The sequence below is a fragment of the Ahrensia marina genome, from assembly GCF_042140245.1.
Classification (GTDB): domain Bacteria; phylum Pseudomonadota; class Alphaproteobacteria; order Rhizobiales; family MH13; genus MH13.
This window is the reverse complement of sequence record NZ_CP159483.1, coordinates 736,255-747,700: the sequence shown is the minus strand read 5'-3', so window position 1 is coordinate 747,700 and position 11,446 is coordinate 736,255. Positions and strand designations below refer to the sequence as shown.

Here is an 11,446-nt window from a genome sequence, read left to right as displayed (position 1 = left end):
GGCGCTGATCATACGCCTTGGCCGTTAACAACCACTCACCGCGTTGATCACAAAGCCTTTCAGGCAGCCATCAGTGTGGCTGCATCCATACCACGATAGGTCAACGCTTCGGCAAGATGAGCCCGTTCTACCCCGTCTGTTCCTGCAAGATCAGCAATGGTACGTGCTACGCGCAAAACTCGAAAATAACCTCGCGCTGACAAGTTGGCTGTGCCCGCCACTTGCGACAGAAGGGCGAGCGCACCTTCATCAAGCGCACCATGTTGCTCGATAGAGCTTTGATCAGCGCGGGCGTTGAGCGGAGCGTTTTGGTCTTTGCTATAGCGTCGCTGTTGACGATTGCGTGCTTCTGCAACCCGTGCGGCCACGTCGGCGCTTGTTTCCCTGGGTGATGGGTCTGACAGATCACGCGCCGTGACAGCTGGGACGTCGATCCGCAGGTCAATGCGGTCCATCAGAGGCCCGGAAACGCGTGCCTGATAATCGGCCGCGCAACGCGGGCCACGGCTGCAGACATGACCAGGCTCGCCGGCATGACCGCACCGGCAAGGGTTCATTGCGGCCACCAATTGGAAGGCAGCTGGATAGGTCACGTGATGATTGGCGCGGGCAATGTGGCACTGGCCGGTTTCCAGGGGTTGCCGTAAACTGTCGAGCACTTGGGGGAGAACTCCGGCAGTTCGTCTAAAAACAGCACGCCGTTGTGTGCCAAGGAGATTTCACCGGGTTTGGCGCGTATCCCGCCGCCGACCAACGCAGCCATTGAGGCCGAATGGTGAGGTGCGCGGAAGGAGCGTTTGTCCGACAGGGCTCCGGCCTCCAATTCGCCAGCAAGCGAGCAAACAACGGAAAGATCCAGCATTTCTCGGGGGGAGAGTGGTGGGAGCAACGATGGGAGACGGGCTGCCAGCATGCTTTTGCCCGACCCAGGCGGTCCAACCATCAGAAGATTGTGACCACCGGCTGCCGCGATTTCCAGTACTCGCTTGGCGCTTTCCTGGCCACGCACATCCACAAGATCGGGCAGACTAGGTCCGCGCGCCAGATCCACACCAGGTCGTGGTGGTGTGAGCATCTGACGACCGGCAAAATGATTGGTCAGTTCCAGCAGTGAGCCTGGCGCCAACACATTCAGCGTCTCGCCTGCCCAGGCTGCTTCGGGCCCACAGTCCTTTGGACAAATCATGCCCTCATCGCGGCTAACCGCCATCATCGCAGCAGGTAGAACGCCAGAGACGGGTGCCAATTGGCCGTCGAGCGACAGTTCACCAAGAACCACGTGACCGGCAACACTATCAGCAGAGATCGCGCCCATAGCGGCCATGACCCCAAGAGCAATGGGCAGATCAAAATGGCTGCCTTCTTTGGGCAGATCGGCGGGAGCAAGATTCACCGTGATGCGTTTGGCGGGCATCGCCATACCAGAGGCAACAAGCGCTGAACGCACACGTTCGCGACTTTCAGCAACCGCTTTGTCCGGTAACCCAACGATGGAAAACCCAACCAGACCCGGTGTGATATGCACCTGAACGTCCACAGGTCGCGCTTCCACGCCTTGAAAAGCTACCGTCGTGACCCGCGAAACCATAATGCGCCCTCTTTTCCACAAAAGAGGCAAGCATATTTTGAGTTTAAAATCTAGAACAAAAAAAGAACAATCAGTTTAGACGTCTATGTAACCACCGTCCTATGTCCAATCCCAAGAAAACGACGCCTATTCCAGCCAGTAGTAACGGAATTCCTGTAAAAACACTCAAATAAAGGATGGTGAGCCCAAAGTCGGCGATAGTTTGAAGTCCGACGCTGTCACAGGCGATACCTGGTCCGTTTGAGCGGCAAAGGTCAGATGCGGGCAGCCCGAACGCTACCAAGAACCCGCCAATGACGATGAAGAGACAAAGATAGCCAATCAGTCGCAAGGGAAGCAGAAGCCAACCAAAAATGCCGCGCCGCTTTGTTGCAACGACGGTTGGCTCTGGTGGCGATGGGTGAGGAAGGTCCGGTGGTCTGGTCATCCTCGCCTCACTATCGTGCTAGTGCAGCTTGCTTTCAATAGCATCCCACATCGCCGCTGCGGCGTTGCCTCCGCCTAGCTTTTCAAGAGCGCGAATGCCCGTCGGCGAGGTCACGTTGATCTCGGTGATGTAGGGTCCGATCACGTCAATGCCGACAAACAGGAGGCCAAGTTCCCGCAAGGTCGGTCCGATGGCTGCGCAAATCTCACGATCACGCTCTGTCAGCGCAGAAGCTTCAGCGCGGCCACCCACCACCATGTTGGAACGCACATCACCTTCGGCGGGCACACGGTTGATCAGTCCAAATGGTTCGCCCTCGACCAAAAGAATGCGCTTATCTCCCTTGGCGATATCAGGCAGGAAGGCTTGAGCAACCCAAGGCTCGGGGTAAAGGTCGCGGAAAAGACCAACCAGTGAGCCAAGATTTTGATCCTGTTCGCGCAAGCGAAACACACCTTTGCCGCCGTGGCCGTAGAGTGGCTTCAGCACAATGTCTTTGTGCGCAGCGCGGAAGGTTTCAATGGCTGATACATCCTCGCTGATCAGCGTTGGCGGCATGAGATCGGCAAACTGCATCACCAATATCTTTTCCGGCGCGTTGCGCACAGCGGCCGGATCGTTGATCACCAGCGTCTTACCACCAATGCTTTCCAGCATATGCGTGGAGGTGATGTAGCGCATGTCAAAAGGCGGATCCTGGCGCAGCAGGATGACATCGAAGCTTGCAAGATCAAGCCGCTCGGCTGAGCCTAAGTTCACGTGGTCGCCGACAACATCGCGAACCTCTGCCGATTGAACGCTGGCGGTAACCACGCCGCCCTCCAATGCCATAGACTGAGGTGTGTAAACCGACAATGCAAACCCTCGCGCCTGTGCTTCCAGCATCATGGCGAAGGTGGAGTTGCCGGCAATGTTGATGGATTGGATCGGGTCCATCTGGACGGCGACATTCAAGGTCATAGCGTGTCTCTATCAGCTAAAAGCCACCATCCTCGGCGGCAGGAAAGGCGTTGGGGATATGGAGCGGATCATGACCAGGCGCAACCACGATCACATCGCAACGCACACTCTTGGTCGCCATGCGCTGGCCATCGCGATCATGAGCTGAAAGCCAGGCGCGCAAGCCTGAACGGATGCGAGCTTGTTGCCGGACACTCACCGCTTCCACGCCATCGGTCAGGGTCGCACGCGCCTTCACTTCCACAAAAACCAGTGTTTCGGCGTCCTCAACCACCAGATCGATCTCACCACCGGGCATGCGCGCCCGTCGGTCGACTTCGTCCAGGCCAAGCGAACGCAGGAAGCGTGCGGCAAGATCTTCGGCGTCCAAGCCTAGCTGATAGGCCTGTCTGCGGTCAGCCATCCTTGGAAAGCTCCAGTGCGCGCTGGTAGAGATCGCGCCGCGAAAGTCCGTAAGCTTCAGCAACCAATCCTGCGGCATCTTTCACGCGCTCGGTTTTCAGCGCCGTGCGTAAGGCTTCATCCACATCATCTTGCGTTGTGGTTGCTTGCTCAGCCGGCCCCAGGATGATCACGATCTCTCCGCGAGGTTCTTCGGTTTCGCTATAGTGCTGGCTGAGCTTGGTCAGCGTGCCCGATTGAACAGTTTCAAAGCGTTTTGTGATTTCGCGGCAGACGCTTGCTTGGCGTTCTGGCCCCAGCCCATCGGCCAAGGCTTCCAAAGTGTTTGTGAGACGTGACGGTGCCTCATAGAGACATACGGTGCCTGGCAGCTTGGCAAGATCGGCAATGGCGTCGGCGCGTGCCTTGGACTTACTGGGCAAGAAGCCGGCAAAGGAGAAGTGGTCGGTCGGGTGCCCGGCGATGGAAAGTGCAGCCACCACCGCGCTCGGCCCAGGAATGCTGACCACGCTGTTTCCAGCCTCGCGGGCGGCAACGACCAGCTTGTAGCCAGGATCCGCGATCAGTGGCGTTCCTGCATCGGAGATAAGCGCCACTGCCTCGCCCTCAGCGAGTTTCTCTAGGATGATCGGGCGCGCCTGCGGACCATTGTGATCATGATAGGCCATTAGCTGGGTTGAGATGCCATACCGATCCATCAAGACCCGCGAGTTGCGTGTGTCTTCACAGGCAACAACGTTCGCTGCTGCAAGCGTTTGCAAGGCGCGCAGCGTGATGTCGGCCAGATTGCCGATGGGTGTGGCGACCACGTAAAGCCCTGGCACCAGGGTCGGTGCTTGAAAGCTTTGTCCATCGATTGAGTACCGCGTGTTGATCTCGCGATCTGGCAAGCTTCTGTTAATCATGTTTTTAACCCTCGCCCGTCATCATGACGGTGTAACGGTGTTTTGTCGCTGATGCCCACGCGCTGGCTGTTTTTTTCCTGCGTTTCCAGTTAAAGACCAGATGGGATGGGTGAAGACTATATGTGCGGATGCGTAAGCTGAGGAGGATCGCGATCATGAAAGCGATCACGGGGACGAAAACAACACAGGGCCAAACGCCTGCTAAAAACCAAGGTTTGGGCCGCCGCAAGGTGGTACAGGGCCTGGGCGTAAGTGGTCTACTCGGCCTCTCAGCCTGTGGCCCGCAAGGTTTTACAACCATTGGTGGACCATCGCTCTCGGTCAACACGCCGAGCATTCAGCCACAAGGTGAAACCCTCGGCACTGGCGCAGCACGTGTTGCGCTGCTTTTGCCTTTGTCGGCAACCGGCAATGCCGGTCAAGCCGGGCCGAGTTTCCGCAACGCTGCTGATTTGGCCGTGGCCGCCTTAGGCGGATCGGACATCACGGTCATCATCAAAGATACGCGCGGCACGCCAGAAGGGGCGGCGGCAGCGGCCAGTCAAGCGCTGTCTGAAGGCGCGCAGATGATTTTGGGACCTATATTTGCAGCTGAGGTGCGCTCGGTTGCTGCTGTGACTCGTCCGGTTGGTGTTCCGGTTATTGCCTTTTCTTCAGACGCGAGCGTCGGTGGCCAGGGCGTTTACCTGCTTTCCTTCCTTCCATCTTCCGATGCGCGCCGGATCATCACCTACGCAGGTCAACAAAACCGCACGACGCTTGGCGCGCTGCTGCCAAACAACGCCTATGGGCAGATCATGGAAGCGGAAATGCGCCAAGCCGCAGCCACCGCTGGCCTGCAAGTCGCGACGGTTGAGCGCTATGATCTCACCACCATCGCCATCCAGGCGGCCGCCAGCGAGCTTGCCACGCAGCGTGCGCAGTTCAACGCGCTCTTTGTGCCTGAGGCTGGTGATGTGATGGTGTCCATTGCACAAGGCTTGGCCGCTGGTGGTCTGACACCGCAGAACACGCTTTTCCTCGGCTCCGGCCAATGGGAAGATGCCCGTGTGCAGAATGCGACCGAGTTGCGTGACTCGGTTTATCCAGCGCCACCGCGGGCCCAATATCAAGACTTTGTCAGCCGCTACCGTGCCCGCTATGGCGGTGAACCGGTGCGGATTTCTTCGCTTGGTTATGATGCCGTGACCTTGGCAGCCGCGCTTGCCCGCGCAGGCTCTGGCCGCATTGACCCTCAAATGCTGGCGGCCTCGTCCGGCTTCTCCGGCATCGATGGGATCTTTCGGTTCTTGTCGAATGGCGTCTCACAGCGCGGTTTGGCGGTTTATCGCGTGACGGGCTCAGGAACAGAAGTTGCCTCAGCTGCGCCGCGGTCATTCCAGGGCATCTTTTAGGCCACCGGACTAGGCCGCCAAGTCGGCCACCACGGCGTCCAGAAGAAACGAGCCTTCGCGTGTTGCGCGCAGGCTTGACCCATCGCTATCCGTTTCGATGAAACCCTGCTCCACCATCAATGCCACCTGCTTCTCAGCGAAGGTGCGCCCCGAAAGGGCCTCATAACGCGCGCGAGAAATCCCCTCGCGCAGACGTAGGCCCATCACCAGATATTCATCGCCCATCTCTTCCAGCGTTAGCGGGTCGTCAGCGACAAGCCCGTGACCAGTGGCCTCAACGCGCTCCAACCACTTTTCTGGATAGCGCTCAGTGGATGTTGCAAAGCGCTGGGCGTAGGGGCTCGCTTGGTCGACCAAGCGCCCATGGGCACCTGGGCCAACGCCGACATACTCGCCGTAGCGCCAATAAACGAGGTTGTGCTGACACACGGCATCATGCGCGGCATGGTTGGAAATTTCGTATGCCGCCAGATCACGTCCAGTGGTCATCGCCTGCGTTGCTAGGAACATATCGGATGCGACTTCGGGGTCCGGTACTTCCAGGCGTCCGGCTTTGTGCAGAATCTCAAACTGGGTGCCTGGCTCGATGGTCAGCTGATAGAGCGAGAGATGATCGGCGGCGAAATCAAGCGCCTGGCCGAGCTCATCCTGCCACTGAGCAACGCTTTGGCCTGGTCGCGCGTAAATAAGGTCAAACGAGATGCGCTCAAATGCGTCACGGGCGATCTCCACCGCGCGCAGAGCATCAGCGACCGAATGCGTGCGCCCGAGTGCCTGCAAATCTTCATCTTTCATCGCTTGGACACCGAGTGAAACCCGGTTGATGCCTGCTTTGCGAAAACCTTTGAAGCGGTCGGCTTCAACGCTCGTTGGGTTGGCCTCCAGTGTGATTTCAGCGCCGGGCGCGATCTCCCAATGGCTGCCGATGGCATTGAGGATGGCGCCGACCGTTGCTGGTTCCATCAAGCTTGGTGTGCCACCCCCAAAGAAGATGCTGGACACAGTGCGTCCCGGCGTACGCCTCGCCATGGTCGCAAGTTCTGCCTGAAAGGCTCTCACAAAGCGTGGCTGATCAATCGGCGCCTTGCGTACATGGGAGTTGAAGTCGCAGTAGGGGCATTTGGAGGCACAAAACGGCCAGTGCACATAGATGCCGAACCCGGCCTCTCTATCAGACGTTACTGGCGCAAACGCGTGATCCAAAGTCAGGCCGGTCCTGCGGATACGATGGCGTTGAAGAATTTCTCAAACGCCCGTGCCCGATGGGAAAGACCAGTGCTTTCTCCATGTGTCCAGCCGTGTTTCTCATCCGCCACCATCTCTCCGAACGTGATGTCGTATCCGTCAGGCTGGAAGATGGGATCGTAGCCGAAGCCTTTGTCGCCGCGTGGCGGCCAGACAAGTGTGCCTTCCACTTCACCGCGGAAAGTCTCTTCTGATCCATCGGTGTGAATAAGACCAAGAACGGCGACGAATTTGGCGCGACGTGCATCAGGCGAGTTCGCGCCAGCAGCTTGGAGTTTCTCTTCTACCGTGCGCATGGCCATGGCGAAATCCCGATCTGGGCCTGCCCAGTCCGCGGTGTAAACGCCGGGGTCACCATTCAAAGCCTCAACGCATAGGCCTGAATCATCGGACAAGCTGGCCAGCTTGGTCGTCTCGTGGCCGGCGCGGGCTTTCAGAAGGGCATTGGCTTCAAAAGTTGTGCCGGTTTCCTCTGGCACATCCAGTTCAAGGTCCGCAGCCGACGTGACAGGCATGCCAACTGGCTCCAGTAGCGCGCGCAACTCATCGATTTTGCCGCGATTGTGGCTTGCGATGAGCAAGCGATCACCGAAACCTTTCAGCTGCATGCCTTATGCTCCCACCGCCTGGTTTTGCAGGTCGAGCAGTTCGCCAATGCCTTTTTTGGCAAGGCCCATCATGGAGGCGAGCTCATCCTCGCTAAAGGGCGCGCCTTCAGCCGTGCCTTGAATTTCGACCATGCCGCCAGAGCCGGTGAGCACGAAATTGGCATCGGTCTCGGCGGCGGAGTCTTCCAGATAGTCCAGATCCAGCACGGGCTTGCCCTTGTAGATACCGCAGGAGACAGCAGCGACTTTGTCTTTAAGCGCAGGACCTTTAAGCATCGACCGGCCTTCCATCCATTTCAGCGCATCGTAAAGTGCAACCCAAGCGCCGGTGATGGAGGCAGTTCGGGTGCCGCCATCAGCTTGAATAACATCACAATCGACAGTGATCATCACCTCGCCAATGGCTTTCAGGTCCACCACAGCACGCAGAGACCGGGCGATCAGACGTTGAATTTCAAGCGTGCGGCCAGACTGCTTGCCTTGGGTAACTTCGCGGCGCATACGCTCATGGGTGGAGCGGGGCAGCATGGCGTACTCAGCAGTCACCCAGCCAGAACCCTTACCGCGCATCCAGCCTGGCACGCGATCCTCCACGCTTGCTGCGCACAACACTTTGGTGTTGCCAAAGGAAACCAGACAGGAACCCTCGGCGTGGCGGGCAAAACCACGTTCAAGAGTGACGGGGCGCAGTTGATCGTTGGCGCGATTGGATGGGCGCATGAGAACAAGCTTTCTTATCACGAGAGATTTGGCTCTGGTTACGCTGGGCTTTCGCAGCATGCAAGGGATGTTCGAGCCAGAAGTCGCGCCCGCGAGCCCTCAAAAAGGATAAAGGTGGAATCCGCAGCGAAGTGATTTTAGATAGTGTCTATGAACGCGCCAACGCCTCGGCTTGATGATCTTGATGTGCGAACCCGCGACATTTTTCGTCGCGTGGTCGATCACTACCTCACGCAAGGTGAGCCGCTTGGCTCAAGGACGCTTTCGCGCGATCTAACACAGTCTAACGCCATGCCCACGCTGTCACCGGCCACGATCCGCAACGTGATGAGTGATCTGGAAGCGTTGGGTTTGGTGTTTGCCCCTCACATCTCTGCCGGTCGTCTGCCAACAGAGCTCGGCCTGCGCTTCTTTGTCGATGCTTTTATGGAAGTGGGCGCCATACCACCAGAAGCGCGAGCAGCCCTTGACGACAATCTTGATCCGGCACGCCAAAAGGGGTCGGTTGAGGACACGTTGACGGAAACATCTTCGCTCCTATCCGGGCTCACATCGGGCGCCGGACTTGTTCTTGCTTCCAAGAGTGACACGCGGCTCAAGCACATTGAATTTATCCGCTTAGAGCCAACCAAAGGGTTGGTCGTGCTTGTCGGTGAAGATGGCAATGTTGAGAACCGGTTGATTGACTTGGCAGATGGTCTGCCTGCCTCAGCGTTGACGGAAGCGGCCAACTTTCTCAATGCGCACCTACGCGGCAAAACACTTGGTGAGGCGCAAAAAGCGTTGGCCGAACGCGAGCAAGCTGTTGCCGCCGAACTCGATCGCCTAACTCGTCAAGTAGTTGATGCTGGTATCGCCAGCTGGGCGGGCGCCGAAGAGGGCAAACCAAAACAGCTGATCGTGCGTGGCCGTGCCAACCTCTTGGAAGACGTGTCAGCGCAAGAAGATCTTGAACGCATTCGCCTGCTTTTTGAGGACTTAGATTCCAAGAAAGAGCTGGCAAGGCTTCTCTCAGCCACAGAAACAGCCGAAGGTGTGCGCATCTTCATTGGGTCTGAGAATAAGCTTTTCTCACTGTCTGGGTCGTCAATGATCGTGGCCCCCTATCATGATGATGCCGGCTTGATCGTTGGCGCCGTTGGCGTCATTGGTCCAACGCGGCTCAACTATCAGCGTATTGTGCCGGTGGTGGACTACACCGCCAGCCTGGTGAGCAGGCTGGTTTCTCCGAGCAGATAGCCTTGATTTTTGGCCCAAAGGCCCTGATATGCGCATCACGAATTTGTCCCCCCACATCCTGTATGAGGTTTGACCATGTCCGGTGCTGGCAAAAGTGCTGAAGAAATGGCTGCAGAAGACGCAGCGGCCGCCATGGAACGTGAAATGCGCGCCGAGGAAGAGGCCGAAGCCGCCGAAGGCGCTGGCGAAAGCGAAGGTGACGCAGCAAGTGCTTGGGAGAACCCACCCGAAGGTGAAGGTGAGCCCAACTATGAGGCTGTGATCGGTGCTCTGCAGGACGAGTTGGAGCAGGCGCGCGATCAACGCATTCGTGCCGCTGCTGAGATGGAAAATCTGCGCCGCCGCACGGCCCGTGAAGTGGCTGATGCCAAGAAGTTCGCCGTTTCATCTTTCGCGCGTGATCTGCTGTCTGTTTCGGACAATCTCACACGCGCTTTGACCGTTGTGACAGACGATGAAAAAGCCGCCGCTGGAGAGGTCTGGAAGAATCTTCTTGAAGGCGTGGAGATGACGGAGCGCGAGCTTCTCTCCGTATTCGACAAGAACGGTGTGAAGAAGATCAACCCCCAGGGTGAGCGCTTCGATCCTAACCAGCACCAGGCGATGTTCGAAGTGCCCGACCCAAACCAACCCTCTGGTTTGGTGGTGCAGGTGGTTGCACCGGGCTTTATGATCGGTGAGCGTGTGCTGCGCCCCGCTATGGTTGGCGTCACAAAAGGTGGCCCTAAGCCAGCCAAGCAAGAGGACGCAAAACCAGAAGGTGCAAAGCCGGCAAACGATACCGTTGAAGCGGAGCCTGGCGAGAGCATCGACAAAACGGCCTAGTCTGGACTCGTAGCCGAGCCAGAGTCATCATTTCCGTCTTGAGCGTTTCGGGGGTAAACGCGCTTTTCGGGAGATAGCAAGATGACGCCACATGGCCACTTCCATTGGAATGAGTTGATGACCCGCGATGTGCCGGGTGCGCAGAAACTTTATGCTGAGTCACTCGGCTGGACGTTTGAAGAGATGCCCATGCCTGATGGGACCCTCTACCATCTCTGCAAGTCTGGTGGAGAGATGGTCGGCGGCATGTTCGACATCTCTAAAAGCCCGCAGTTTGCTGAGGTTCCGCCAAACTGGATGGCTTACATCGCTATAGACGATGTGGATGCGGCGCTTGAAAAAGCCAAAGCCAACGGTGCCATTGTGATGGGCGAGCCTTTTGACGTTCAAGGCGTTGGCCGCATCGCGATGGTGCAGCAGCCCGACGGTGCAATGGTCGGCTGGATGACGCCCTCCGACGAGCCTATGGAGAACTAGGGCTGCTGTCCTAGGGATTGACCCGGCGCAGTGTCAGATTGATCCGCCCTGGCGCGTCGAGCAGCGTCGATGTGCCGGGGTAGATGTGCGTGACACCGTGATAAGCAAGGCGTGCTTTACCGCCGAGAACCAGCACATCGCCGGATGCTAGGCGGATGGTTTGGGTCTTGCCGCCACGCTCTACACCACCCAAACGAAACAAGGCTTCATCGCCGAGCGAAACTGAAACAACCGGCGCGTCGAAGGTCTGTTCGTCACGGTCTTGGTGCAATCCCATTTTGGCGTTTGGGCCATACCAGTTGATGAGACAGGCCTCAGGCTCGCGAGCATTGGGGGCTACCAGTCTCCAAAGCTGCGTGAGAGCCTCTGGGATGGGCGGCCAAGGATTGTCTGTGACAGGATGGTTCGGCTGATAGCGATAGCCTGCTTTGTCCGCCACCCAACCCAATGGCCCGCAATTGCTCATGCGCACAGAAAGCGGTTTGCCTGTGCGCGGCATGACCGGTTGGAACAGCGGTGCTGTCGCCAGAACGCCGCGAAGGTCTGCCACCAAGTCCTGTTGAAACGCGGCATCCAATGCTTGCGGGTAGAGCACTGCCCCCTCTTGACCCAGTGGCACTGGGTTAAGGGCAAAACGATTGTTCATGCACACTCCA

The 11,446-nt window shown here is 57.9% G+C and carries 11 protein-coding genes and 1 pseudogene; 4 read left to right on the top strand and 8 right to left on the bottom strand.

Annotation, left to right across the window (positions count from 1 at the left end; genetic code table 11):
• Nucleotides 1–59: 59 nt before the first annotated feature.
• The 4 genes and pseudogenes from ABWH92_RS03665 to rsmI all read right to left on the bottom strand — a co-directional run bounded on the left by ABWH92_RS03665 (nt 60) and on the right by rsmI (nt 4,282).
• A pseudogene (locus ABWH92_RS03665) lies at nt 60–1,588 on the bottom strand (YifB family Mg chelatase-like AAA ATPase).
• Between the two features lie 445 nt (nt 1,589–2,033).
• A complete protein-coding gene (gshB, locus tag ABWH92_RS03660; protein WP_375572240.1) occupies nt 2,034–2,975 on the bottom strand; it encodes a glutathione synthase in 942 nt (313 codons plus the stop codon).
• A gap of 16 nt (nt 2,976–2,991) precedes the next feature.
• Nucleotides 2,992–3,378: a YraN family protein gene (locus tag ABWH92_RS03655; RefSeq protein ID WP_375572238.1), complete on the bottom strand. Its 387-nt coding sequence runs from the start codon at nt 3,376–3,378 to the stop codon at nt 2,992–2,994.
• Nucleotides 3,371–4,282, bottom strand: coding sequence for a 16S rRNA (cytidine(1402)-2'-O)-methyltransferase (gene rsmI, locus ABWH92_RS03650; RefSeq protein ID WP_375572236.1), 912 nt, complete (start codon nt 4,280–4,282; stop codon nt 3,371–3,373). The genes ABWH92_RS03655 and rsmI overlap by 8 nt, the downstream gene beginning before the upstream one ends.
• 155 nt (nt 4,283–4,437) lie before the next feature.
• Here rsmI and ABWH92_RS03645 point away from each other — a divergent pair, with 155 nt between their 5' ends.
• The gene (locus ABWH92_RS03645) at nt 4,438–5,676 is read left to right on the top strand and encodes a penicillin-binding protein activator (protein WP_375572234.1); all 1,239 of its coding nucleotides are present in this window, start codon (nt 4,438–4,440) and stop codon (nt 5,674–5,676) included.
• Nucleotides 5,677–5,685: 9 nt separating this feature from the next.
• Here the strand turns inward: ABWH92_RS03645 and hemW are convergent, their stop codons facing one another.
• The 3 genes from hemW to rph are packed head-to-tail and all read right to left on the bottom strand — an operon-like array spanning nt 5,686 to nt 8,249.
• Nucleotides 5,686–6,879, bottom strand: coding sequence for a radical SAM family heme chaperone HemW (gene hemW, locus ABWH92_RS03640; RefSeq protein WP_375572232.1), 1,194 nt, complete (start codon nt 6,877–6,879; stop codon nt 5,686–5,688).
• Between the two features lie 2 nt (nt 6,880–6,881).
• Nucleotides 6,882–7,529, bottom strand: coding sequence for an RdgB/HAM1 family non-canonical purine NTP pyrophosphatase (gene rdgB, locus ABWH92_RS03635; RefSeq protein ID WP_375572231.1), 648 nt, complete (start codon nt 7,527–7,529; stop codon nt 6,882–6,884).
• 3 nt (nt 7,530–7,532) lie between these two features.
• The gene (rph, locus tag ABWH92_RS03630) at nt 7,533–8,249 is read right to left on the bottom strand and encodes a ribonuclease PH (RefSeq protein ID WP_375572229.1); all 717 of its coding nucleotides are present in this window, start codon (nt 8,247–8,249) and stop codon (nt 7,533–7,535) included.
• 150 nt (nt 8,250–8,399) lie between these two features.
• On the opposite strand from rph, the gene hrcA reads away from it, so the two are divergent.
• From hrcA to ABWH92_RS03615, 3 genes are all read left to right on the top strand, one after another.
• Complete coding sequence (hrcA, locus tag ABWH92_RS03625; protein WP_375572227.1) at nt 8,400–9,488, top strand: heat-inducible transcriptional repressor HrcA; 1,089 nt, start codon at nt 8,400–8,402, stop codon at nt 9,486–9,488.
• 144 nt (nt 9,489–9,632) lie between these two features.
• Nucleotides 9,633–10,313, top strand: coding sequence for a nucleotide exchange factor GrpE (gene grpE / locus ABWH92_RS03620; protein ID WP_375574177.1), 681 nt, complete (start codon nt 9,633–9,635; stop codon nt 10,311–10,313).
• 81 nt (nt 10,314–10,394) lie between these two features.
• Nucleotides 10,395–10,790 carry a VOC family protein gene (locus ABWH92_RS03615; RefSeq protein ID WP_375572225.1) on the top strand — a complete coding sequence of 132 codons (396 nt, stop codon included), beginning with the start codon at nt 10,395–10,397 and terminating at the stop codon, nt 10,788–10,790.
• A gap of 10 nt (nt 10,791–10,800) precedes the next feature.
• On the opposite strand, the gene ABWH92_RS03610 is transcribed toward ABWH92_RS03615, so the two are convergent.
• Nucleotides 10,801–11,436, bottom strand: coding sequence for an alpha-ketoglutarate-dependent dioxygenase AlkB (locus ABWH92_RS03610; protein ID WP_375572223.1), 636 nt, complete (start codon nt 11,434–11,436; stop codon nt 10,801–10,803).
• Nucleotides 11,437–11,446 lie beyond the last annotated feature (10 nt).

What these genes read in the sequence shown, in the direction of transcription:
- rsmI (WP_375572236.1), bottom strand. Translation starts at nt 4,282, where the DNA reads ATGATTAACAGAAGCTTGCCAGATCGCGAGATCAACACGCGGTACTCA.
- rdgB (WP_375572231.1), bottom strand. Translation starts at nt 7,529, where the DNA reads ATGCAGCTGAAAGGTTTCGGTGATCGCTTGCTCATCGCAAGCCACAAT.
- grpE (WP_375574177.1), top strand. Translation starts at nt 9,633, where the DNA reads ATGCGCGCCGAGGAAGAGGCCGAAGCCGCCGAAGGCGCTGGCGAAAGC.
- rph (WP_375572229.1), bottom strand. Translation starts at nt 8,249, where the DNA reads ATGCGCCCATCCAATCGCGCCAACGATCAACTGCGCCCCGTCACTCTT.
- gshB (WP_375572240.1), bottom strand. Translation starts at nt 2,975, where the DNA reads ATGACCTTGAATGTCGCCGTCCAGATGGACCCGATCCAATCCATCAAC.
- ABWH92_RS03655 (WP_375572238.1), bottom strand. Translation starts at nt 3,378, where the DNA reads ATGGCTGACCGCAGACAGGCCTATCAGCTAGGCTTGGACGCCGAAGAT.
- hrcA (WP_375572227.1), top strand. Translation starts at nt 8,400, where the DNA reads ATGAACGCGCCAACGCCTCGGCTTGATGATCTTGATGTGCGAACCCGC.
- ABWH92_RS03610 (WP_375572223.1), bottom strand. Translation starts at nt 11,436, where the DNA reads ATGAACAATCGTTTTGCCCTTAACCCAGTGCCACTGGGTCAAGAGGGG.
- ABWH92_RS03615 (WP_375572225.1), top strand. Translation starts at nt 10,395, where the DNA reads ATGACGCCACATGGCCACTTCCATTGGAATGAGTTGATGACCCGCGAT.
- ABWH92_RS03645 (WP_375572234.1), top strand. Translation starts at nt 4,438, where the DNA reads ATGAAAGCGATCACGGGGACGAAAACAACACAGGGCCAAACGCCTGCT.